Below are 24,136 nucleotides of genomic sequence, written 5' to 3' on the forward strand. Positions count from 1 at the left end.
CGCAACTACCATGGTAATCATGTTTACCATAATATACCCTGGTATATCTGTTTATTGGAGAAAAGAATTAAAAGTGTCCCTTTTTGATAAAAAGGGGTGAATTTTCTTCACCCCTTTGTCGTTAATCGAGACAGTAATTGCCGTTGACGATGGACACCTGTGTTCTCAGGAATCGACCATCAGGACGGCAATATACCGCTGTTCCAGTATTGCCATGTGTTGATGGACCTTCTTGATAGTCGGGAGCAAGCTTTCCAAGGTGGTCAGTTGTTCCATTGAACCACATTCCGCCGTTACCAAGACCGCCAAATGAGCCACCTGGCCAAATTGCGTCCTCATGAGTATGACCCGCAACACCACAGCCAACGCTCATTGAAAGGCTGGCTTTAGTATTTCCGGCGCCACTCCTTGCCCCGTTCGATCCTTTGTCTCCATGGTTATGCATGGCCATATCACCGATTTTGTTGCGTAAGATGTATCGCTGACGTTTACGAAGAAAGATCACGTTGTCTGGAATTTCATATCCGATTTCTTTCAATGACTCTTCCAATACGTGCTTTCCATCGAGCTCCATCAACCCTAGTTTGTAGTGGAGTCGAAGTGTAGCCTGGTTGTTAAGGTGGTTGCCTTTCAGTGCTTTAATTGGATGCTCATCGTGGTTTGAACGGACAACGCGAACATGATCGGCAATCTTGCTCCATTTACTCAGGAAACTTGCAAGAATTTTCATGTCTTCATTGTAGTTCCAACCACTTTCAATAATCTTCGCCTGATCTACCAAAGATGGAGTGTGATGACCTGGACCGCGATATGACATCACATCATGAAGAGTAACAGATTTTACCTTGTTAATTCTCGCGATATCCATAAATCCTTTTTCAACTTTTGGATCGCATTCTTCCACATGGCTATCTGGAACTGAGAAGTGAATCATCTGTTCCTTTTCAACTCTCCCATCAGGGAAATAGCGGAATGAACCTTTCTGCCTTAATTCAACGAAAGAACCATCCAAGTCGAACATAACTTCCTTCGTGTGGAAGATCTTTTGATCACGAATCTCCACAATCATCCCTGAAATTTCATGTTCTGTTCCAGCGTAATGCTGGTGTTTGCTTGGAAGAATTCTGTCGCCAGTACGATAGCGTGGCTCAGTAATTGATCCAGTTGTCCACGTTCTGTGGGCCAACTTCCCAATATCTGTTGCAACGGCACCTTTGGTAAGCTTAGGTGCTGGAGCAATCAGAGAGCTCTTGTATCGTGAAGCGATACGAAAGAGTGAAGCTTGAGGGTTGTAGAGTGTTAGTGTGGATTGAAATGGAATGATCATTAAATTCGTGTTTAAGTGAACCTCAGACACAATCAAATTGAACTTTCTAAAAGCACGATGAACTTTCAGGAGATCATTTCCGATGTTTCCGTAAGGCATTAAAATCACTTCGGCATCGCGTTTTTTGGCCCATTTCTCAATCGAGCTCAGCACCTTGCCGTTGTGACTAACTTCCCCTCCACAAGCAACAGAGGTAATAAAATATCTCTTTTTCCCTCTTAGCTTCGCAAGAAGCTCGCGCTGATTATCGGTACTGAAGTATTCATCCGTAAAGAACGTATTGTATTCTTTTGCGTTTGATTCCTTCATGCCAGCATAAAGCTCATGGTTGTCCTTGAAGTATTCACGCAACGTAGAACGCGGCTCCTGCATATACTTAGCGAGATCGATTAGGTTCGGAAGATGTCCATTGAGTTGTGCCAATTTGAATGCATCTGCAATGATAATAGTACGAAGATTGATAGACTTTAAAGCTGTCTCAATATCATTTTGATAAGCTTTAGTCGTTGGATACCGCTCATTGGTTTCAAGTTGCATGATGATATGAGTTATAAGACGCTCAAATTCCGTTGAATGCTTCATGTTTCTCTTCAAAACATTTCTATTCGCAGCATCCATAAGAATCTTATGATTGTTAGTTGCTCTTCGTAGAATTGCTCGGACAGCTCTGATGCCCTCAACAACTTTTCTGTTCGCCTTCGTTTCACGTTTCACGCGCAGACGGCGTTCGTAGTTCGCAACTTTTTTCAGAAGCAGCTCTCGAAATTGGATGTCACTCATCTTCCGACTGCCATAGTTTTCTATGATATCTTCTGGAATATTGTGCTCGTTTTTAGATTCTTTTCCGTTCATGGAACCCCCGAAGGTCATCATCGAATGACCCTTACAAATCTCCTTCATTCACAAAGGGCGTTTTTTGAGAACATTATTTTCAAAACTTTTTATTCATGGAAAAACGGACATGGGGATTAAGGCCTATGTAAGCAAGATTGCTTGCATCTAAATGTATTGAAAGGCGAGGATAAGATGTCCAAACCCAATAAAAAGGGCCTTCGTGTCACTTTAAAGAGTGGCCAACAACTGACTCTCAAACGAGAGAAGGTCACCCTTCATAATGCCTCAAATAAAAAGATCAAACTCATCGTTACCAGTGATGATTCTTCCGAGGGGGCGAAGTAATGAGCCAGCACGAAGATCAATCGCTAACCCCTCATATAGATCAATTTAAAGCGAACATTAAAGAACGCGTAAATAACGAGGTCCCAAAGCTTGATATCAACTATCAAAAAGGTGTCCTTAAGCTTTGTTGGATGGACGAAAAAGTCCTGGCAAGAGTATATTTCTCATTTAAAAGACTGAAGATTAGTACAGCAATGAAGAATTCGACGACGAATGACATCGAGTTCTTTATGAGCACTGAGCTAAGTCATATTTGGGCAGCAATGTATCACTTCTGCTCAAACGACATCTTTAGAATTGACGAGGGTGCCTTAAAACAATGGATCAATGATCAATACTCTGCAACTGAAGCAGAGAATGCAAAAAAGGTCTTTGATCAGATCAAGCGTCTGGAGATTCCTGAACCTCAAGTTTATAAAGACCATCTTCAAAAATATCTTGAGATGATGACGGTTCTTAATGTCTTCGTTATCTCTTCTGAACTATTTGGTAAGAAAGACTATCGCGCAGTTCATCGAATGTGGAACATTGGAGTTGAAGAATTCAACTCCATCGCACTGGGACAAAAAAGTTATAAAACCATTGCTTCAGTATTTGACTATTTCGAAGATGAAAGTGTTCAAACTTTTCCTCTTGGAATTCCAGAAATCGATGAGGAACTGTCTGGTGGCGTTGCCAGAGGCACGTTCAACCTAGTTCTCGCCGGATCAAATGTCGGCAAAACAGCATTTTCCGTAGAAAGAGCCCGTGTTTGGGCCTCAATGGGTTTTAAAGTGGCCTATTATGCCCTGGATTCAGCGCCAAATGAAATCTCCAGGCGTGCAGCAGCCAATGCTGCTAGAGTGCCATTAAAGGGTATTACACGTAAAACGCTTACTGCGGAGCAGATGGCTCGGGTTAAAAAAGCTGCGGAGACCATTACGGAAGACAACCTTCGAATTATCGAAGACTTCTCTTATCCAGACCCAGTCGAAGAAATCGTTCTTGATATGAACAGGCTTTGTAAGGAATGGAAGCCTGACATTATTATCGTAGACTATCTCGACAAACTCGGTTCTACAAAATTCTTTTCAAAAAAGAATGAGTTGCTTGGTCATGTCGCGAACGTACTAAAGTCGTGCGCTGCAAAAAACAATATTTGCATGGTGAGTCCATCGCAGGCTACTCGTGAAGCTCAAAAGATTCATAATGGAACTTCTAAGACAACAAAAGCTCCCGAGGATTTCGTAATGAACTTGACCGACGTTGGTAACTCGCAAGAGATTCCGAATGTAGTTGCTGCGATCATTAGTATTAATGCTACTGAGGAGGAACTTAAGAAGGGCCTGAGAAGGATTGCACTTGTTAAAACTCGCGAGGGTGAGTCAAGAGTTGTAGTTGGTGTTAAAACATGCCTCGCGGAATCCGTGTTCATTACAGGTGAGTTTTACAATCCAATGGCTGTCGCAATGGACCTAGATGTCCGCCCCAACCCACAACAGGGTAATCAAGAGCGTAAAAATGCGCCTACCAGTGAGGCACAAGCAAAAGAAAAGCTGATCGAACTTGATTCAAAGATTGTGTCTCTCAGAAGCGATATCAAGAAGTCCGAGGAGATCATCAAGTCCATTGATGACAGGCACTCTGAACAATATCGCGCAGAGAGAATGCTTCTTGATAACTTAAAACAAGAAATCGGCCCAATACTACGGGACGCTCGCGAGTTGGCGAGAGTTCTGTATCCACAAGTAACAGAGGCTCTGATTGAGGAAATGACAAAGTCGAATAAGGACTTGAAGAAAGGTGCTAAGACGAAGCCTGAAATCGACAACTACAATGCAACCATGCTTGAAACTCGATTGATGGCCTATGCCGTTCGATTTGGTCGGGCTGCGGAGGCGCAGCCTTTTAACCCACCAAATGTTGTCGTTGAGACATCTAAAGACGTTCAACAACAGGCCAGCGCTGAGGTTCATTCTAAAGATGAGACCGCCACAGATCCAAAATCTACTAAGGAGGAGGGCGATAGTGCCCCAGGAAAAGGTGATTCAGTCAATCCAGACATAGATTTCTAGTAAAGATGTGAAGAAAATCTCTATTTGTACAGTAACGAGACAAATTTCAGTTTCATTTGAATCATTTTTACACACTACCAGGTTTACCTTGTTTACCGCATTAACGGAGTTATATTATGGTAGTGACATCATTTAACTATGGACCGGAGGACTTGTGAGTAAGGAAAATTTGGCAAATGCTGTTGCACTTTCCCAAAGTATGTACGCACAGTTTTTAAAGCCTGGGGAATCACTGAAAGCCTTTGTGATGAACGATCTTCATTTAATGAAGACTCGTTATGGCTTCAACGCAGTTCTCCTGGAAACAGCTTTTGAATCAATTCTTGAACATAAACCTCAGATTGTAATTATTCCGGGTGACATCAACCACACAAAAGATGCCACCTATGAGAGCGTCAAAGCTCAATTCGGTTGGTTCTTAACGAGAGTTAGTGCACTTCCTTTTATTATCCACATCTACATCGCCCCCGGCAATCACGACTGGTGTATTGAGCATACTTTGCACTCACTTCATCACTTCGAAGACAAAAGCAAGTTTCCAAAAGTCACTGTCGTCGCTTCATCACTCATGATCACCGAGAAAGTCGGCCTGATGGGATATGCTCGAACGCTTGAGCGATTCAATGAGAACCTGGATTCGCTAAACATGGACACCATCAAGGTTCTATTTGGCCATTTCGCTCTTAATGAATTTGAACTCGGCACAGGTTACGAAGAAGTTGACCTTTGGTGTGACGCTTCGATCTTTGAAAAGCTGTCGAGTCTCGTGAAGATCTATTCAGGGCACTGGCATAAGTACCAAGTAAAGAAAATGAACGGAATCGAAATCACCTATCTCGGTTCACCAGCAACCGTTGATCATGGGGAGGCGAACCAAATCAAATATTTCGGCATTTTCGATTTCGACACATTCGAAATGGAACTGATCGAAACTGGTCTGACAATGCACAAATCTTATAAAATTGATGTTGGAGATCCTCTTCCGGAGATTCCGGAGGGGGAATACCAAATGGGAGTTGAAACTGTTGTTTGTATCCGTGGCACAGAAGAACAGCTCGCTGGCTATAAGACCCCGTCAGGGTATCGCGGAATTATCACGACTGAAGTGATCAAGAGTGACTCGAAACGTGAGACTATTGATGCATTCAGCGGCGCAAATGGCATCGTGAATGCTTATATGGACAAAAAAGAAAATGATATCAGAGAACGACTGAAGGTTGCTTACGGCGACAAGATAAGCGAATCTGAAATGGTTGAATTATTAGATAAGTGGCGCACTTTCGGGCGAAGAATTGCCTTGGACACGGGCGCTTAAATTCTGATCGACCAGTTTATCATGGTAGATTTACTGGTCGAACTTTTGAGTCCTCTTAACGACTTCTTTCCATCCATTTATGCAAAATCTATAAGCTTTGACGAAAAGTCCTCTTTTTTGAGATGGGCCGCAAAATTGATTCCCTGAGTTCTTAGATTCCAAATAATCTACCAGCGAGTGAAAGAAATCGCTGATGTAAACCGGGAAGCAATACATTAAAAACACCTTACCACCAAAATTGTAGCTCCACGGAAAGAATGCCATACACCAATAGTGGATGGCGCCATTAACCCAGGTTGGCTCGACCCCAATCACCGACATAACTGATAGCACAATGAAGTGAATCATAACCAACCAGTAAACTCTCAACCAGACACCAATTAGTGGCCAATGGATAACTCCGCGATGTGTGAAAAACGAAGCAAAAGGGATCCAGATCATACTCCATACGAATCGCAAAGGCCCAGTTATCAAATGAAGAAATTCAAACAGTCTGAAGTTCCCGACTCGCCCGAGAAAAGGAATGAATGAACTAACCTTTCTCTTGCGAAGGTTCGCCTCGAGATTCAAAGGAAATAAGTGGAGCCTTGCAGGCTGATCCAGGTCAGGCTGAAAGAAAATACTCGTCCAATAGTAGAAACCAGTGGAAATAGCCGAAAGTATGAGAGCATCAACAAGCGAAGTACTGTAAAAGAAGTGTAATGTTAACCAAATGATGATTGCGTAGATTGGAGAGAGGGCGTGATTTATCTTCACATTAGAAAGATGGTACTCAATTCGATACCTACCATCACCGATATCCACCTTCTTGATGAATGAAGCAAAGGGACGCGCATACCAAGGAATATGATCTATGATTCTCTTCCTTTCCGGCTGTCTTCGCTTCTTTTTAAACATGGATCCTCCAATTGGTCCGAGTTTTACCGGACCCATCAAAGATTAAGGGAATAGAACAATTGGAGTATGGGCAGGTAGTCTGAAACATACCGGAGCATTGTTTAGATCAGACATCATTGTTTGAGTCTGCTTCTCGGCTACGTCTTTAAGACCATTCATTGTCGCTCCAATGAGCGCCGTAGTCATGTTTTTGGTGTCTTCATACTCACGCAATACAGCCTCAGAGAACCAAGACATTACCCCCGAAGTAAATGCACCGATCCACGTTGCAATAAGCTTTCTGCCGCGAGTATCGTAAATATCCCCAGCCAACCCTACAGTGCCGTCACCGGAGCCAACTGTGAAATTCACCTTCATGGATTTCTGTCCCATCCACACTTCGTTAAAGATGATGTTCATTCTTCCAGTTTCAACACTGAATGACCCAGCCTGACCTACAAGAACCGATTTCTTGGGAATTGCGATCAGACCAGTTCTCGAGTCTATGATGCTTTCTAGGATAACAGCACGAATACGCAACCCATTAGCATCAGTGCAGTATTCAAACTTTTCCATAATTCCAGCGATGCGTTTAGTTTTAGCAATCTGCAATGAACCAGTTTCTAGTCCATTAGTAACCCACCCAGCAGCTACTGTGAGCTTAACTTTGTCATCAAGCTCTTGTCGACGAAGCGCTGCTCGCTTGAGCTTTTTATCGTTCTTGCTTAGGACATCAATCGGATTCAAAGTGGAAGATCCATTTAATGGAACTTCTTCGATAGACGCCACTCCACTGCCGCGCTTGTCAGTTTTTACAGTGCGAGTGATGAGATAGCCATTTTCACTGATCTCCTCATTCATCAAATTCGCATCCGTCGACAAATCGTCAATTTGAGCCTTAATTACACCAAATCGTTCCAATAAAGCAGCTCTCTCTTTTTCGAGATTCTTCATCTGCTCGTTAAGCTCATTTAGCCTGGCAAGATTTGCAACTTCTTCAGGAGAAAGTTCTCCGCCATTTGCAAGATTGTTTTTCGTATCGTTTTCCTTAAGGTTCTTTTGAATTCTATCCTTTTCCTCTTTTACTTTTCGTGCATCGCGATTGTTCTGATCAATCTTATCTCCAAGGTCACGCAAATCACCGATATTCGGCAATGTTGGGATAGACGAACTATTTACAGCTTCATCTTGCTTCTTTTTCTCTTCTACGAGTTTTGCAACGGCACCTTTCTTTGGTTTCCCGTTCTTGTCAAATAGGTTCTTTAAATCAGGTCCAGAAATGTCTGGCAAAGAAATGCCAGAAGTTTCCAGCTCTGGCTTAATTCCATCAAGAACATTTGGTCCCTTACCGAGGATAGCATCTTGGGCAAGCTTCTTAGCTTCAGGTGGAGAATTAGGACCTGTCAAAATTCGAGCATTTGCTAACTTGTCCTCGTCCCAACCCATTGGGTTTTCAGTGATGCATGTCGAAAGCTCATCCTTTTGCGCCAAGCTTAACTCTTCGTTTTTCGCTGCTCGCTCGATTAATGACAAACAGTCTTCCTTAGTAAGAGATCTAGTAAATGTTTGCCCTGCAGTCCCAGTTGAAGAATTCACTGGAAGAGATCCACTCTGAGCACCATACATTGTGCCGACCTTTTCACTTACTGATGTATTAAGGGAGTTTGGATCCTTCGTGATCTTTCTCCCCTTCATTCCATCAGTCTCCGCCATTTGTTCTTCGTATTTTGTCAAAGAGGCGAAGTTTGAAACTTTGTCTGTAAAAACTGAATATGCGAACATACTCAACACGAAAACAAACGCAATTGAAACCATCATTAGCTTGTTAGTGTTGTATCCGACCTTTGGTTTTCCGCGCTTATCAAAGAAGTGCTTCGAGATAGCCTCCCAAATCCATCTGGACTTCTCAGAAACCCAAATGAGTGCCTTCTTCATTTGTTTGAACAGCTTACTTAAGCCGTGCTTACCTTGTTCCATAGATACTACCCCCCAGACCTTTGGGAACTGTATAGTGGCAATAGGTCGATTTGAACGTGCTGGTATTCGGATGATTTATTGTTGATGATGAACAAGTTGATGTGTCTTTTATGAACGATATACGTCTTGGCGACTTTCGGATAAATCAAGAATCGGTAGACATACTTCTTTTCCTGCCTAGATTTAATCTCCGAAGAAGCCTTCAGATAAGCAACATCAGTTAATGGGTTCAATTCAATCTCTTCGGTGCCCGTGTTATTGGAGATTTTGAATTCCATACTATCGACATCAAGCTTCTTCTCACTCACTAATTCAATGGCAAGCATAGATTTAGCTGAAATTGAATCACTCATGAAATCATAAACATGGAATTCAGCATCATCCACCCTGCGGTGGCCCTTTGTAAGTGATACGGTCATGTCCTCAGCAGGTAGAACCTTGGTTTTAAGCTCGTTTTCCTTATCATCGCGATCTTTTAAATAAATGATGTTAGGATAGTTGATGGAACCAGCTGGACACGGATTTCCAACAACCTTAATGATGTATGGCTTCTGATCAATCTGTCTGAAAACAAACAGAGTTGTTTCTCGGAAGAAACCCTTCTTAACAGATTGAATCTGTCGGAGCATGATCAGCTTCTCGCTTCTCTTTTCAGCGTCAAAATATACTCTGTCAACCAGGTGAATATCCATGATCGCCATTCGCTTTGTCTCAAAATAGATAGATACGGCGGAGTCTACGCAAGTATGAATTGTGAAATCATCATTGACACTCATCGCGTCGTAAACTACGTTCATACTGCCTCTGGTGAGCTCAGTACCAAATTCTGATTTCTCGATTCCATTTTTTGGAACACCTTCGTATAGCTTGTTTTTTGTTGCGACAAACTTTACTGCGACATCTCTGCCAACTGCTACTGATTCCGTCTTCTTCGCTGCTGGTTTCTCAACCTTTTTCAGCATCTTACTTTTTTCTTCCTCACTGAAGTTCGGACTGTTCATGGAGGCTGCTTTTAGTGCAGGTTTTGCTTCGGCATCTTCATCCTCAGATTCCAAATCAGCATTAGCAACAACATCTTTTACAGATTGAGGCTTGTTTGGATCTTCTTTTGGCTTCTCGACATGATTCTGTGGAGGAGTTGAATTTACAATCTGCTTGCTGAATTCGTTGACCTCTTTCAATTGTGGGCTTTTAGTTACAGCGAGGACTGCTTCAGTCATTAGCCTATGAGCCTCCATGGCACCAACCTTGTTTGTGAGGTTGATTTTCTCGTTTTCCTCAGCTGACTGGAGGGGGCCTTTGCCGCTTTGAAGTGATTCCACTTCCTTCTGTAATAGCGCTTTAAGCCGATCATGATCAGCACTCTGTGCAAATGTCACACTCGACATAAGCAGACACAGTGAAATGAAGAATTTGATGACGTTTTTCATCTTATTTTCCCCCTCTTGTAGAGACCGATACTTTCGTAACGGTCAATCCCCAAGGATTCCGAATCGTCGGATTCTTTTTCTGAATTGTGTACGTGATCACTGGCTTACTTCTGTATTCCACACCTTTTAGAACCTTAATCATTGATCCTTCAACGCGGACTTCCCATTCATCAGTGAAACCAGATACTTTCTTAATGTAAACCTTATCCAGCATTGAATCTGGATAGAATGTTTCTTTACCTTTTAACTGAATGGACCTTACGAACTCATCAGAAAGAAGGTGACGTGGGCGGAATTCGCGATATGCGCTTCCGCTGGACATATTTACCAGCATCTCTGACTTTTGCTTTACTTCGTCGCCTGATTGAGGAAATTGAGCGCGAATATATGTGCGAATGAAAGCCTTGATGTGACGAGTGAGCTCCTTTTCGTTCCACATACCAATTGGTCTTGCAAGAACCACAGAATCATTTGTTGATCTTTTTGGCATTTCAACAATGGAAATGGTTTCATCTGAAGAATAATAGAATGCCTGAGATACGTTTATCGCAATTGCTGCCAGGGAGATTGCAATTGTGATCGCGATCACATAAAGAAGAGCTTTACTTGATTCCTCGGTAGCCACAACCTCTGCAATGTCGTGATCCATCCCAAAACCATTTTGCTCATATTGATCATTCTCAGACATAATTCTGTTCCTTATATTGGCTAAGGGGTGTTTCCACCCCTTTCGAAATTACACTTGAGTGTTGTCGCTTTTGACTTGGTGAAATTCTTCATTTACGACGTTTACTCTGTTTTGCCCGGATGCCTTAGAGGCCTTCTCAACGTCTCGTTTTTTCTTGGCTTCAATGCCAATCAAAACGACATTGCGGGCAACTTGATAAGTGTCTTTAGCTGCCTTCGTGATTTTCTTCACGGCACTCCCACCACCCATCTCTTCACGCAAGATTTTAGTTACCACTAGGGCACCGATCAAAACGTGAGACATAGTGACGCCGCCCGTGAACATCACTGCCGCTACGATTAAAAGAATGTAAACGTCAGCATGTTCAGCGACCTTCACAACAATCTCTTGCCCCTTCGTTAGTTCTTTTAAACCTTCTTTATTTTCAACATTTTTTGTATCGCTCATAAAATTCCTCCTTGATTACTTTTTGTCTAAAACAACACGAATACTTGGGTCTTTCTCAAGATCGCAATCCACGATCAGCGGATCGCCTTTGCCATCTTTTCGTTCACGCCATAAACCCGTAAAACGAGCAAGCTTTCCTTCTTTTATTACTTGGGACCTGACTTGAATTTTTGAAGTGGTTAACGCGGCAATTGTCTCTGTTGAGACGCTGTCATCGGTAACAACTTTCTCATTGCTTTTTAAATTTCTAAATTGAGCCGTCACAACTGGGCAGTCACCAGTTACAATGAGATACTTATTGATATAATCAACAACCTCTTCCTTCGCCTGCTTTTGCTCATCGGTTACGATTGGCTGAATGGCGGCAGAATCAGTTCTGCATGTAAAGTTATCCTTGCGAGTCTTGGAAACGATCTTTAGTTCCCATACCTCTCCAATTTTTGTAGCGCCGACTACAACGGATTTGGCATCAACAAGAGTATCTTCCTTGTCATTGCGACCTTTGCAAATGCCATTCACGATAACATCGCGACCGATGTGCTCGTAGACATCCACGCGCACTTCCACGGGAACATTCTTCTTTATACGCTCACCAATTTTGATTTTTTCATAGTTCGGAGGCAAAACCTTACCAGCCTCAACATTGACAACTTCCAGATTGCAGTCGATTGGTTCAAGAGTATCTTCAACCACCCCACTAACAGTTTTCTTCATAAGGTCAATATTTGTGACTTTTACGTTGGTCGTAAGAAATGGTGGATGTCGAATGTCCCCCATGATTTCACAAACACCAGTGATGGAGATCACGTCACCTTTTTTAACACTTTCAAGCTTGAACATTGAAGTGCTGAATAGTTCCGTGATCCTTCCTTCGAAATGAAGAGAACCACCGACAAGTCCGCCGATGGTGATTAAAATCAAAACAACCCATAACAGAGAGGAACTTGTTTTTTTAGCTTCACTCATTTGATACCTCTAATACTCAATGGCTCGAGTCAAAAAACGATCAATAGTTACCCGTGGGATCCGCGTCTTCCTGCCTTCTGAAATGGTGCTGGATTGATGTAGCCATATTCTCTGTGGCTAATTTCAGCTTCGCGCTCCTTAAGCATTTTATAGCCTACGGCGATGCCATCAGTGGGGAACGATTCCAAGAGAGAAGATTTCATTAGGACAGTTCTGAAATATGGGTCATATAGACGCACAAGAAAGCGATCCTTCAATATACGACAGGTTTTAACAACCTTTCCGCCATACTTCCTGATCCGTGCAACTTGGCGTTCAAGGTCTTTTAAGTCCGATAAATTGGCACACGCAACGTGCTCCGATCCATCTTTCTTCTCATAATGAATTTGATAGCCAACATGGGTAACCCGAACGATGTAGCTGGGCTTTTTTGCCTCACCACCATCCAGGAGCCAAACTTCTTTAGATTTTAGATTAACTCTTGCCATACAAAGGCTTAAGTGCGAGGTCGGTTTTTTCGAAACTACTTTTTCAAGAATTCTAGGGGGTCAAGTGGCCCATCTTGAATCGATCTGATCTCAAAGTGGAGATGATTCCCGGTTGAGCGCCCGGTAGATCCAACCTCCCCAAGCTCATCTTCGACTGTAACTTCATCCCCCTCTTGGACATGGATCAGGCTTAAGTGTGAGTAGAAAGTGGCGTATTGTCCGTTTAAATGCTCAATAATGACGATTTTTCCATATCCAGTAAACCCGGCTCCAGCATAGATGACAACCCCGTCTTTTGCTGAATACACTGGGGTTCCCTTGGGAGCCGCTAGATCCAATCCGAAGTGACGATCACCCTCTTTTGCAAAAGGTTGAAAGCCTCGAATGTACCTTGCTTTTTTTATTGGCCATTCAAAGAACCCGGTGGCCTTCAGGTGCAATTTGAGGGCAGACTTCTTAATTGGGTTAACTTTTACTTCAGGTGGACTTGCTGGATCGAAAAGCTCCGGAGCTGCCGATGCACTTATCATACTGTTTTGAGCCTGAATGTATTGATTACCTTCATCTTGAACAAATTCGTTCAAGTCATAACCTTCAATCTTCGTTTCCCTGGTCGGCGCTGAAACGCATGAAAGAAGAGTTAAAGATGCTGTCAGCAAAAGCAATACCTTCACACTGACCACCTAGTATGAATAGAAATCTTTTGTTTCTTCGATTGTTTGAAGCATGTTATCAAAGTCGAGGAAGAAAGATTTTTTGAAGTTATACTGAACGTCTGATGGGGCGATACACATCATGCTGTTGGGTTTTGAGTTACAATCTACCCCACCGAAGCCCGTGAAAAAGCCCATTTGTCTGAACACCAACGCATACATTCCCTGAAGAGAAACAGAGCCGCAAATTGTTGTTCCGCTAAAGCAGGCAGCGTTAAAAATAATGTAGAACTGTCTCTTATTGAGAGAGTTTGTAACAAGTACTGCATGAGGATCAGGATTTGAAGAACCGAAATTTTGCAGAACGAAATTTTGGAAAACCTCAGCTGGATAAATCATAACGAACGATTTGAAGTTTGTCGCGCCATCGGAAACTTTTGTGATGATCGAGAGTTGATTTTCAGGGATCTCGTGAAAACGGAAATACTTCTCTCCGAGTCTGGTGTTGACGGCCAATTCTGTAAGTGCGGCTTTTACTATCTCTTGATGTGCTGGATGATTTCGGTTTTCGTTGCCTGAAATGGATAGATCTGAGACACCAAAGTACACGTCTCGATCAAAGAACTTCGGAGGCACCAAATCTTCGTTCTTCTCTTCGGTCTGACAAGAGACGAGCGTCATTGCGGCTATTACAACCAAAACGAAGAGTTTCAAATACTTAAAAGGCGAGCATTTTGTTTCCATACGATATAAATGGATCGACCTAAAAAATGATCGAAACAACCCTTCCAAAGACCTTCACGTCCAAAGTTGATTTTTCAAAAAAGAAAGTCCACTTTTTAGTGGACCTTCTGAAAGAAATATCAAATTTTGATGATAGTTTTACGAACCTATTAGTCCTCCTTGTTGTTAGAAACCAACGGGAACTCCTGAGATGATGTTTGCAGGATTAAACAAGTTTGGCTCATAACTATTCGGTGTTACAGAGATACCAAAAATCACGCTGTTATTTCCATTCTTACCATTGAGATATACTCGGCCAGTTCTCCACTCAGTAAAGAATCTGTTTCGATTACTGTCAGTACCATTGTTGTAAATTGGATTCAAAAAGTTATTCACGTCAATCATCAGAACGAAGTCTTCAGTGAAACTGTTTTGAAAAGCTGTTCTGCGATTACTTGACTGCGAAGATAGTCCTTCGCGATCAAAAACATAACTACCAGATACAAGATATTTATCTACTGTGATAGTAAGACCTGAAATGTCGTTTTGCCCGTTGTAATATAAGCGAGCGAGGTCATCATAATCACAAATCAAATTGTAACCATTGCGCTTTCTCCAAATTTGCGTCGTATTTGCGGAATCTGGAGATGGATCTTTGCACTCAGTCCACTTTTCAGAAGATAGCTTTGGATTGCTGATGTCGCCGAGATTGGCGTTACCATAGGCAGCGCCATTCAACACCAGATAAAACAATGCATCCGCTGAAGCATCAGGAGTGATGCGGGCGACATAAGTGTTACCGACTTTCTGGAAGTCGGCCTGAGTTAAGTTGAATGTAGTTCCTGAGCTTGGTAAAAATTGAATATTGAGGTCGTATTTTCCTTCAATACTATAGGCGCTGCCGTCCGTACCTTTTGGAGAAACGATTACTTGAATCTCACGACCATCTTTAATGGAGTTCTCATTAATCGTAACCGTCGTGTTTGTGTAAGAAATTGATGATGAACCCGCAGAGGAACCTCCACCGCCCCCTCCTCCGCCAGAACAAGACACGGCCAAAAAAGCAAGCATCATCAAGAACATGGTTTTGATTGCTGTTAGGTTGTTCATCTATTCCTCCTACTTAAATGGTCACAGTCTCGTAAACAGTTTACCATGTTTACCATGTTTTGCAAGTTATCAGATTAAAGTGTCTCAAAAAGAGAGATCCTGGGTCTGCCGATCAAACCCAGGTTTATTTGATATCGTAAATTTGATGGAAAACTTTAGTCAGTTTATCGCAAAAGATATTGAGGGGTTAAACAAGAATCAGACAAATTTGTCCCACAGTCCCCAGTTCCAGAATTGGGGCGGAAAGTTCCACCAAATGAACCCCAACATTTTACTGAGCCATCCTCAGCAAATGCGCACATCTCTTTCTGGGTCGTGGCATACCCAACGATCTTATTCATGAGCGTCGGGCGAGAATCCGTTAAATAGGCATCCGTCCCTACAACATGAGTTAATGTCGGATTCCCGTAATAGCCGCTTCCGGCGATCACAGGCCCTCCCCAACAGGTCGATTGATATGCGGAAACCAGACACATGCCATAGCCGCGTTTGTCCAGGTAAAGAGCCTTTGCCGACGTAACAGGATGATCAGAATAACCGTTAGTGTTTAGAAGCATCTCAGTCGCCCGGCTGACGTTAGTATTTGTTCCACTGAAGTTGTAAATGTCGTTTAATTCTTGTCCCCAACAGTAAAGCTTCTTATCGGGAGTTCCGACTAAAATGCACCCACCGCTTGTATTGACCGAGACAGCCTGTACTGGCTTAATTGTCGCATTTGAGGAATCTGTTAGATTGTATTTGATACCCCACGAGCCATCAGCTTCCTGTGTCGCAACCGTTTTAGGAGTTACTAGCCCAAGCTGATTTACATCGTTCGCACCTCCACAATAAACTTCCTCAGAGCCTAGAGGACCCGCTACTATACACATAAATCCATTACCCACAGAAACATCTTTGATTTGAGAAATAACTCCGTGCCCACTATCAGCTCTGGCTCTAGTCGCAAAATCCTTAGGTGTTTTGTTGACTGCTGGAGTTCCTGAAATCTTACCGATCTGATGAGCAGCATTTGCTCCCCAGCAATATAAATAGCCATCATTTGCACTAATTCCGCACGTATTATTAAATCCGGCGTAAATTGATGTAAACGGAATGCCTCCCATAAATGTTTTATTAGTTACGGTAGATGATCCAATTTGAAGTTCTGAATTGTTTCCCTGGCAGCGAATTAATAGATCATCACCCAACATACATAAATGATTACTTCCCGCTGCAATATCAGTAATTTTCACACCAACTGGTGAAGCACTCACGGATGGCCAAATGTATGTCGAAGAAGAACTTGGTACAATCTGTCCATATACGTTACTTCCGTGGCAACGAACATCTCCGCCGTGAGTAAGGATGCAAATAAAGTCATCACCGGAAACAATCTTTTTGGCACCGAATGCCTTCATTGGGATTGTGGTAATTAGTTCTTCAGATTTGTTTCCCACCCTATCCTCAAACGAACCAAAGGGAATGGATAGATCAATGTTGATATTCGTGAAGAAGCTAGGCCCTCCAGTGACAATATTGCTTCGCTCAGCTCCTGGTGTATTATCTGCCGTCACAGAGAAAATTACATTTTCTGAACCAATCAGCCCAATAGAAGCGAAATTAGCAACCGCTGAAATTAGGTTGGTAGCGAGAGGTGTTTTGACTCCTGATTTATTGTCAGAAAGATCGATGTATCCGGACGAAGAATCACCAAATCCAACAATATTCAAAGCAGGAGGAGCCGCATCACGCTCAAGGTCATATAGTTCCACGCAGCTTGAAGTAACTCCAGCAAGAGTGACCGCCACAGCGTAGATTGTAGTAACTGTTGGATATGGATAAAGACTAAGTTTTGCTGAAGTCATTCCATCATCGATAACGAGATTGCCGATAGGTGGAACACCATTAAATCCACAAGACGGATTATCAAAAATACGAATTGATGATTGCGAACTTGGATGAGCTTCAAGAACAAGCTCGTAACCAGTATCAGCCGCGAAGAAGCGATTAATTCCTTCAATTGCATCATTCAAACGAATAACTTTTGGTGGTTGAGCTGCAACGGGTGCACAGACGCTGTCATTCTTTTCGTAATGGCGATCACAAATACAATCATCAATTGAAACTGACTTATCGCCAGCCGTAGAGGAATTCACTGGGCAGGCACGACGATCAGTCTCGCCGAATGAATAATAATTGTATCCGACTGCCACACAGCTTTTTTGACCAATTCCATCAGTCACCATATAGTATCCGCTCGTACAACTTACAGGAGTGCAGCGAGTATATGCGCCATTCTCCCAAAGCTTTGTTCCGACAGTAGCATTAGCTTCAAATAGTTCCGCCGATGTGCACATCGCAATATCGGAAATACAAGTCGCACCAACCGCGTGATAGCCATTATGACAAGTGATTGTGTACGGACCTGTAGTAACGCCGATGTCACAAGTCATTGTGCGAACGCCGCAAGTTACAGCTCCACAAGTAATATTTTGGTTCAATAAAGTTCCAGCTGGTGAGCGGTGATTGATTTTTTTAGGCTCCAATCCAGAACAGTTAGAATTCGGAACTGTGATGTTTGACTTAATTGAAAAGCATCGGAATAGAGTTCCGGAAACTTCCTTTGAACCCTGACATGGCTCAGTGAGGTCATTTGCAGGAAATGCCCATTCGGCGTCGAATTCATTCACAATAGGTGGAGAATAGAGATCCTCAAGACCTCCGTCTTCTTCCTTTGTACAGCCTGCAATCAATGCTGTTACAAGGACCGCCAAAACTACTTTAAATGAACCTCTAATATTGCTCATTTCGACCTCTATTATATAAATGGGGCGTCTAAATATTCGAGTAGCTAATAGACCTTCTGAAGGCTCTTTAGGTCCATGAACATTTGCCAGTAAGCTTTAGGATCTTTCTTTCTTGCTCGTAGCTCCTCTTCAGCCCTTGCTGCTTCTTTCTGCGCACGCTCCTGCCTTAGCTGCTCAATGGTCATGTTTCGAGAAATCATTTCTGCGGCCACCGCGCGATATTCTACAGAGATCGCCTTTGATTTTAGCCGTGCTTCTTGCATTGCCGCATAACTCAATTCTCGATCACACATTGTTCCAGGCTTTGGAACCGTTGATTGTCCGTTGGTTACTGACTCAGAGTAAAATATCGGAGCCTTTAGAATTTCAGATTCACGAGTAAGAATAGAGGCCTTAAGCTTTATTTGAGTGATCGTCCACATTCTGTACTGTGCAAGATTGTTGCGAAAGTATTGAAGTTGATATCCATCGCTTTTTTCAACATACCCCATCAAGCATTTATTGCTAAAATCTTTAAGAGAACGATTCTTTAAATCAAAATCCACTTTTGTTTTTATCACATCACATCGAGTGGCAGATTCCATCGAATTAAAAATTCCACTGCGAACACCCTTAATTATTTGTGTCCATCTTTTGTCATACTTCTCTGCAAACACGTCAAACATTCGAGTATCTTGATCAATCAACGGATAGAACACTTGGGTATCAGTGTGGAGATTGTTTTCAACAGTCGTCTTCGTTTCAACCTTAATAACAGATGCTCGTCTATGTAGTGCCTTTAAATCTTTGCGATATTCCCTATCAAAAAGCTTCCCGGCATCGGTGAGCTTTTGATAATACAACTCTCTTAGTTCACGAGCTGTATCTTCCTCTTCAATTTCGGCACTTACTTTAATGGCATCAGTTTTCTCGGCCTCATTGTTCGGAACCGGACAGTTTACAAGCTCTCGTAAAACACCACGCCTTCTAGATAGATCAGAAAAGTTTTGGGTAAGTCGTTGGGCATCTTCAACATTCTCGTTGCCAGTATAATTTGGGTCGACAATATTGATGCCTTTAGTAACGGAATAGAAGCTTGCCATTTTCTTTCCGGCACGTTTGCGACGAATTTCTGCAACATCCTTAGCGTTAATGTCGCTAAAGTCGACTGGACTTTGAGATAACGCAAAAGTTGCCAATGCCAGGGCGTGTGCCTGATTCATCTTTTCTTCATTCAAGGAGATGGTCTTCATCTTCTTTTGAAGCTGACGCGCATATTCAATGTCGCGGACGACATCATTGAGCATTACGCAATAGTCGTATTGTGGAGCCTTCATTGTTTCAAGGCCTATCACCATTGGGTTGATGATGGGTACTATCATATGAAAGGCATCCTTAGACTTCTTGCAAATATCAAGAGCCTCATCGAGACCATACACCTCTGGATACCGCTTTTCTGCGGCATTAGCAGGCGATAGAATTCCCGTTATGACCAAAGAAACCAAAAGTAAAGTTGTTAACGTCTTCAACACGGAATCTTACCTCCTTAATTCCGTAACCTTATTTGATAATTTCAGCGACAACCAAAGCAAGTCCTTGATTTTCAATTCGGCTTTTACACACTTTCGTGATGACTTCGTTTGTTGCATCAACGGACATTTTCTTTCCGGACTCCGCCAATTGAATGGCACTTTCAACGTCATGATAAACATCAACGAACTCCGGCCCAATACCTACCTCTAAATCTGTCCTGTCACCTTTTTGCAACTTCTTTCCAAGTTCTGAAAACAGGGTCCCAGAAAGGCCGCGCAGTTCATCATCGGATAGCGATGCAACTTCCTGGCCGCGAGTCTGATTTGAGTAACTGTATACCTTCACATATCCCCCTTTGGGATTTAGCTGTCCCGAGGAATAAATAGGGACAGGGCCCAAAACGAGGGCCACAAACCCTTAAGACATAAAGTTTAGAAATCAGCCCCAAAATGTAGGATTTGAGATGTATTGAAATGATATTCATTTTTTCATTATCGAAAATTCCACTTTCCCACTTAATGATTTGTTAGGTCAGTCACGCCATTGATTGGAAGTGACGCCTTTCAACACCTTGCCTTGGCAGGGGAAGTGCCTATCGAGATGCCTGCAATAGTAGGGTCGGTGAAGTAGGAATGAACTAAAAAATCAGATACTTAAACCGGGTCGGTTCAGAGGTAATTGATTTTAAGGTTTAACCAGAGGCTTGCGCGAGATATTTGTGTTTCAAGAGATGTTCAGAGGTAACTGATTTTAAGGTTTAACCAGAGGGACTCGCCTGGGATCACTCGGAATTGTGTAGTTATAGCTTAGCTGGTTTTGAGTTATCAGTGATACCCGGATAGTTCCAACTTGATACGACTACCACCTTTACCTTTAATACCACGGCAAGTCGAGCTACCATGTTTATCATGGTAAGCATTAGAAATATCAAATGTCGACTTTATTTAAACTCAACCCAATCTTCCCTAATGGAGATGTATCAATCTCACTGTAGATTGGTATGGAATCTAGCCCTTCATCAAAGAGAAGAATATTGGAACAAAGCTAGCACTCATGGACCACTTCAATATAAGGAAGCGCATGGTAGCATTTCTGAATATGGCCAGTCAGCAGAACTCACAGTATTAAAAAACGACTTCCCGTTCCTTTATGACACCCCAGCTGGAACTTTAACAAATGTTTTAACTGCTCTTGATCAGTCGTACAAATTATTCTTCTCAAACTTAAAGAAGAAAAATGGATTAGCTGGAAAGCCTCGCTACAAAAGAAGCACTGACTCAATCCCTCTAAAATTTAAAGGGAATGCGAATACCAAACGCGGTTACACTCCAGTGAGAATAGACGGTCAGAACTATGCACGAATCTTTCTAGACAAAATAGGATCGGTCAGATTCAGATGCCATGAAGAGGTGATCGGAAAAGTTAAAAACTGCATGGTTAAAAAGGAAACTGATGGATGGTATATAACCCTGGCAGTAGAAGGCGAATTTACGCGAGAAAATAGATCGCACAAAATGATCGGCATTGATCTTGGAGTTATTCATACTGTGACGACATCGGAGGGAGAACATATTGACATGCCTACTGAGTTTCAATTGATTGAGGAGAGAATTAAATTTCTCAAATCGCGTAATGATCGTCGAAAAGTTAAATTCTCAAACAGCTGGAAGAAAGAAGTCAGGAAGATCGCCAAACTCCAACAAAAGCTCGCACGAGCAAAAGATTACTTCATTAAAATGACCGCAAACAAGTTGACCACCGAAAATTTTTTGGTCGTTCTTGAGGATTTGAAGGTTAAAAATATGACGAGATCCGCAAAGGGAACCATCGAAGATCCAGGAAGAAATGTTGCTGCTAAAAGTGGTTTGAATCGATCCATTTTATCCAATAACTGGGCTGCCCTTAGAAATAAAATTGTTCAAATGGGAAGCAAAAATGGATGCGAAGTCGTTCTCGTCAATCCTAAACATACGTCTCAAACATGCTCGTCGTGTGGTTTGATTCACATCGATAATCGGCGAACACAAGAGCATTTTAAATGTATTGGGTGCGGAACAGAGATGAATGCTGACGTAAATGCTGCGATCAACATCTTGCGGCTCGGAGAGCCCAAGTTTAGATCCAGTACAGATGACAAAAAGGTTGCTTAGAAGAATTAAAACACCTTGCCTTGGCAGGGGAAGTGCCTACTGAGATGCCTGCGTTGGTGGGGTCGATGAAGTAGGAATGAACTAAAAAATCAGATACTTAAACCGGGTCGGTTCTAAAGTACCTGATTTGAGGTTTAACCAGAGGATATTGTCTCTTGTTCAAGATAAGGTCAAGGTTCTAATGTAACTGATTTTGAAGTTTAACCAGAGGTGAGGCTGTGCTTTGATTTAAAAATAACATATTTATGACAAAAGGGGGGCTTCGCCCCCCTTTTTTTAAGTCTTAAAGATCTTGTTTAGTGTATTTTTGATCGGACTCGGCTGAACACTCTCATGAATCACTGGATTCTCTGGGATCCGTTCCGTTACGATATCACCACCAGTCATAATTGAAGCTGGGTCGTAATTCAAACCCGCCGCAGAATAACCAGCGATAGATATTTCTGCGTCTTTTAAGAGCTCCATAGCCTCACTTGTCACGGGCAATTCGTTACGTGCGCGTTTCACCTGCGAGGCAAACGATGCTCCACACTGACCAAGCATTCCGTTAACTCCAGCCAAGTAAGATTCTTCAAGGCTAAATTCATCCGATTGTCTTGCGTAAGTTCGTTTAACAAGATTCTTGATAAACTTAGAATTCTCCACAAGCTCCCTATCCGTGTCCTGGAAAGTATTCTTCGGAATACGTGGAACGTCTTGATTTGCAAGACGATACCATGAAGCATCTCTTACTTCATGACCATCTTCAGGATCTGAATTTAAGCTCCAAACCTGAGTCATTTGTCCACCAATGAATTTTCGACCGCTTTCGGTAATTCCGTAAGAATCATCAAAAACAGTTTTTGAATCCACTTGACGAGGTTTGATGTGGAACGAAGTCTTGTACTCATGTCCCGCCCTGCTATGCCCCGAAGTGGCCACAAAGTATTCATACCCCTTCTCTTTGGAGTCACGGAAGAAATCTTCATTTTTCCAGAACGTCGCCTTAAGAGCTGCGTGAGCACGCATTGACGCTGTGAAAATGCCTTCGTTTTTCGTAACTTCTTTAGATAATGCTGGCAAAATACTATCAATGACTCCGTCCTTAACGCGGATTACGTTGGCAAAGTAACCTTCATCTTTATTTGCTAACGCGGAAATGGCTAGAGCTAAAGGAGCAAGTGAGTTTTGACCAAGCTTCTTTTCTCCCTTAAGAACACGCTTGAGCTCGTTTCTAGCAAGTAGTTGAGCTTGATAGTGTTCGTAGGTTAAATCGTAAACTTGTAAACCTCTGCGGAAATCCTCAAGTCTGATCTTTGATGTATGTTTCTTGCTTTTATTGCCCCAAGCGACACTAAACCAGAACTGGCCAATCATTGCGTGCTCAAGATGTTTGTGCGACGGCACTTCTTTCTGAGCTCCTGTTAGATCTCCAGAATTAATGTACTGAGCAGGAGAAAGACCATCTTTAGCAATACGCTTTCTTTCGTCAAAAAGTGATCCTCCATCCTCTTGAACTGCAAACAACGCATCAGATGACCGAATGACGGCCTGAATCTGACTATCTGAAAGATATTTCCTAAGCGGCTGTAGGACACTTTTCATATCGTCATTTGTGTCAATGTCAGAAGTAGCAAGAATTGCATCAGTCAACAAAACGTCGCGCATAACTGCCGCATTAGGGAACGATCTCATTCTTTCCGCAAACGACTCGGAATTTAAGTAAGACGAAACGCGGAAAAATTCATTTTCACCTTTTGGATCGGTCAGTGCATCGAAAGCGGATTGAATAACCATGCCTTTTACTCCACTTCGAATACCCTCAGGAACCGACCCAACTTTTGCGAGCTGAAATGCATATCTCGAGGCAGTATCAAACACGCGAAAGTCGTAATCACCTTGCTCTTTCTTCTGAACTGGCTCCCCGACAAGGTGACGGTGAATATTCAAATTAAATAGATAATGGTAATCAGTACGATTAGTCGGAATCGCGTTGTTGTAAATGCCGTCTGGCTCAATCAACGCCTTTTCAACCTGGTCCATCTGACTCAGGAAGCTCTCAATCATTTCCAGACCTTCTTCATCGTTTTCGTCGGTGAATCGAGTTCTCATTGTTTCGGCAAAAGCACGCATGTTTGACACGCGTCCGTCAATAATTGCCGTTGAAATTGGAGATGCGCCTAGAACGTATTCTTTCAATAGCTCACGAGGAAGTCCTTCATCTGGATCTCGGAATACTTCCCATTGTTTACTATTGAGAAGTGCGTCCATTTCCTTGTTGATTTGCTCAGGTAACCATCTCTTGACCACATCATCTGTGATACCGAACGGACTTGCGCCGTCTCTAACCAAGTCAGCGTAGTCAAGCTCCCCAGAAAGAAACTTTTTTACGCACTCTGGCCCAAATCCATACATAAAGAATTTGGAGGCATTGGGATCGTAAACCTTTCCGCAATTCACACATCTATGTTCCAAT

The 24,136-nt window shown here is 42.6% G+C and carries 18 protein-coding genes; 3 read left to right on the forward strand and 15 right to left on the reverse strand.

Features of this window, described 5'->3' with window-relative positions:
- Positions 1 to 121: 121 nt before the first annotated feature.
- Positions 122 to 2,179, reverse strand: a complete 2,058-nt coding sequence (locus AAAA78_RS19390; RefSeq protein ID WP_340593919.1) for a hypothetical protein — start codon at positions 2,177 to 2,179, stop codon at positions 122 to 124.
- 326 nt (positions 2,180 to 2,505) lie between these two features.
- Between AAAA78_RS19390 and AAAA78_RS19395 the strand changes: the two genes are divergently transcribed.
- Entirely contained in the window at positions 2,506 to 4,560 is a 2,055-nt protein-coding gene (locus AAAA78_RS19395; protein ID WP_340593920.1) for a DnaB-like helicase C-terminal domain-containing protein, read from the forward strand.
- 154 nt (positions 4,561 to 4,714) lie between these two features.
- Positions 4,715 to 5,875: a metallophosphoesterase family protein gene (locus AAAA78_RS19400; protein WP_340593921.1), complete on the forward strand. Its 1,161-nt coding sequence runs from the start codon at positions 4,715 to 4,717 to the stop codon at positions 5,873 to 5,875.
- A gap of 30 nt (positions 5,876 to 5,905) precedes the next feature.
- On the opposite strand, the gene AAAA78_RS19405 is transcribed toward AAAA78_RS19400, so the two are convergent.
- From AAAA78_RS19405 to AAAA78_RS19465, 13 genes are all read right to left on the reverse strand, one after another.
- Entirely contained in the window at positions 5,906 to 6,772 is an 867-nt protein-coding gene (locus AAAA78_RS19405; RefSeq protein WP_340593922.1) for a DUF2227 family putative metal-binding protein, read from the reverse strand.
- A 42-nt stretch (positions 6,773 to 6,814) separates the two neighbouring features.
- Positions 6,815 to 8,728 carry a TrbI/VirB10 family protein gene (locus AAAA78_RS19410; protein ID WP_340593923.1) on the reverse strand — a complete coding sequence of 638 codons (1,914 nt, stop codon included), beginning with the start codon at positions 8,726 to 8,728 and terminating at the stop codon, positions 6,815 to 6,817.
- Positions 8,729 to 8,733: 5 nt separating this feature from the next.
- Positions 8,734 to 10,158 (reverse strand): hypothetical protein, encoded by a 1,425-nt coding sequence (locus AAAA78_RS19415; RefSeq protein ID WP_340593924.1) that lies wholly within the window; start codon positions 10,156 to 10,158, stop codon positions 8,734 to 8,736.
- A 1-nt stretch (position 10,159) separates the two neighbouring features.
- Positions 10,160 to 10,846, reverse strand: a complete 687-nt coding sequence (locus AAAA78_RS19420; protein ID WP_340593925.1) for a hypothetical protein — start codon at positions 10,844 to 10,846, stop codon at positions 10,160 to 10,162.
- A gap of 48 nt (positions 10,847 to 10,894) precedes the next feature.
- Positions 10,895 to 11,293 carry a hypothetical protein gene (locus AAAA78_RS19425; RefSeq protein ID WP_340593926.1) on the reverse strand — a complete coding sequence of 133 codons (399 nt, stop codon included), beginning with the start codon at positions 11,291 to 11,293 and terminating at the stop codon, positions 10,895 to 10,897.
- A gap of 15 nt (positions 11,294 to 11,308) precedes the next feature.
- Positions 11,309 to 12,259 carry a hypothetical protein gene (locus AAAA78_RS19430; protein WP_340593928.1) on the reverse strand — a complete coding sequence of 317 codons (951 nt, stop codon included), beginning with the start codon at positions 12,257 to 12,259 and terminating at the stop codon, positions 11,309 to 11,311.
- 47 nt (positions 12,260 to 12,306) lie between these two features.
- On the reverse strand, positions 12,307 to 12,747 hold the full coding sequence (locus tag AAAA78_RS19435) for a hypothetical protein (protein ID WP_340593929.1): 441 nt from the start codon (positions 12,745 to 12,747) through the stop codon (positions 12,307 to 12,309).
- Between the two features lie 35 nt (positions 12,748 to 12,782).
- Positions 12,783 to 13,421 carry a M23 family metallopeptidase gene (locus tag AAAA78_RS19440; protein ID WP_340593930.1) on the reverse strand — a complete coding sequence of 213 codons (639 nt, stop codon included), beginning with the start codon at positions 13,419 to 13,421 and terminating at the stop codon, positions 12,783 to 12,785.
- Positions 13,422 to 13,430: 9 nt separating this feature from the next.
- Entirely contained in the window at positions 13,431 to 14,081 is a 651-nt protein-coding gene (locus AAAA78_RS19445; protein WP_340593931.1) for a hypothetical protein, read from the reverse strand.
- Positions 14,082 to 14,309: 228 nt separating this feature from the next.
- A complete protein-coding gene (locus tag AAAA78_RS19450) occupies positions 14,310 to 15,233 on the reverse strand; it encodes a hypothetical protein (RefSeq protein ID WP_340593932.1) in 924 nt (307 codons plus the stop codon).
- A 164-nt stretch (positions 15,234 to 15,397) separates the two neighbouring features.
- The gene (locus tag AAAA78_RS19455) at positions 15,398 to 18,019 is read right to left on the reverse strand and encodes an RCC1 domain-containing protein (RefSeq protein ID WP_340593933.1); all 2,622 of its coding nucleotides are present in this window, start codon (positions 18,017 to 18,019) and stop codon (positions 15,398 to 15,400) included.
- 44 nt (positions 18,020 to 18,063) lie between these two features.
- Positions 18,064 to 19,530, reverse strand: a complete 1,467-nt coding sequence (locus AAAA78_RS19460) for a hypothetical protein (protein WP_340593934.1) — start codon at positions 19,528 to 19,530, stop codon at positions 18,064 to 18,066.
- A 28-nt stretch (positions 19,531 to 19,558) separates the two neighbouring features.
- Entirely contained in the window at positions 19,559 to 19,876 is a 318-nt protein-coding gene (locus AAAA78_RS19465) for a hypothetical protein (protein ID WP_340593935.1), read from the reverse strand.
- 563 nt (positions 19,877 to 20,439) lie between these two features.
- Here AAAA78_RS19465 and AAAA78_RS19470 point away from each other — a divergent pair.
- On the forward strand, positions 20,440 to 21,681 hold the full coding sequence (locus AAAA78_RS19470) for an RNA-guided endonuclease InsQ/TnpB family protein (protein WP_340593976.1): 1,242 nt from the start codon (positions 20,440 to 20,442) through the stop codon (positions 21,679 to 21,681).
- A 276-nt stretch (positions 21,682 to 21,957) separates the two neighbouring features.
- Here AAAA78_RS19470 and AAAA78_RS19475 read toward each other — a convergent pair whose 3' ends face one another.
- Positions 21,958 to 24,135 (reverse strand): hypothetical protein, encoded by a 2,178-nt coding sequence (locus AAAA78_RS19475; protein WP_340593936.1) that lies wholly within the window; start codon positions 24,133 to 24,135, stop codon positions 21,958 to 21,960.
- Position 24,136 lies beyond the last annotated feature (1 nt).

The sequence above is a fragment of the Bdellovibrio sp. BCCA genome, from assembly GCF_037996825.1.
In the GTDB taxonomy this organism is placed as follows: Bacteria; Bdellovibrionota; Bdellovibrionia; order Bdellovibrionales; family Bdellovibrionaceae; genus Bdellovibrio.

Coding starts and splice junctions, on each gene's coding strand:
- AAAA78_RS19420 (WP_340593925.1), bottom strand. CDS start 10,846: ATGTCTGAGAATGATCAATATGAGCAAAATGGTTTTGGGATGGATCAC.
- AAAA78_RS19405 (WP_340593922.1), bottom strand. CDS start 6,772: ATGTTTAAAAAGAAGCGAAGACAGCCGGAAAGGAAGAGAATCATAGAT.
- AAAA78_RS19410 (WP_340593923.1), bottom strand. CDS start 8,728: ATGGAACAAGGTAAGCACGGCTTAAGTAAGCTGTTCAAACAAATGAAG.
- AAAA78_RS19455 (WP_340593933.1), bottom strand. CDS start 18,019: ATGAGCAATATTAGAGGTTCATTTAAAGTAGTTTTGGCGGTCCTTGTA.
- AAAA78_RS19395 (WP_340593920.1), top strand. CDS start 2,506: ATGAGCCAGCACGAAGATCAATCGCTAACCCCTCATATAGATCAATTT.
- AAAA78_RS19450 (WP_340593932.1), bottom strand. CDS start 15,233: ATGAACAACCTAACAGCAATCAAAACCATGTTCTTGATGATGCTTGCT.
- AAAA78_RS19435 (WP_340593929.1), bottom strand. CDS start 12,747: ATGGCAAGAGTTAATCTAAAATCTAAAGAAGTTTGGCTCCTGGATGGT.
- AAAA78_RS19415 (WP_340593924.1), bottom strand. CDS start 10,158: ATGAAAAACGTCATCAAATTCTTCATTTCACTGTGTCTGCTTATGTCG.
- AAAA78_RS19390 (WP_340593919.1), bottom strand. CDS start 2,179: ATGAACGGAAAAGAATCTAAAAACGAGCACAATATTCCAGAAGATATC.
- AAAA78_RS19445 (WP_340593931.1), bottom strand. CDS start 14,081: ATGACGCTCGTCTCTTGTCAGACCGAAGAGAAGAACGAAGATTTGGTG.
- AAAA78_RS19470 (WP_340593976.1), top strand. CDS start 20,440: ATGGTAAGCATTAGAAATATCAAATGTCGACTTTATTTAAACTCAACC.
- AAAA78_RS19430 (WP_340593928.1), bottom strand. CDS start 12,259: ATGAGTGAAGCTAAAAAAACAAGTTCCTCTCTGTTATGGGTTGTTTTG.
- AAAA78_RS19425 (WP_340593926.1), bottom strand. CDS start 11,293: ATGAGCGATACAAAAAATGTTGAAAATAAAGAAGGTTTAAAAGAACTA.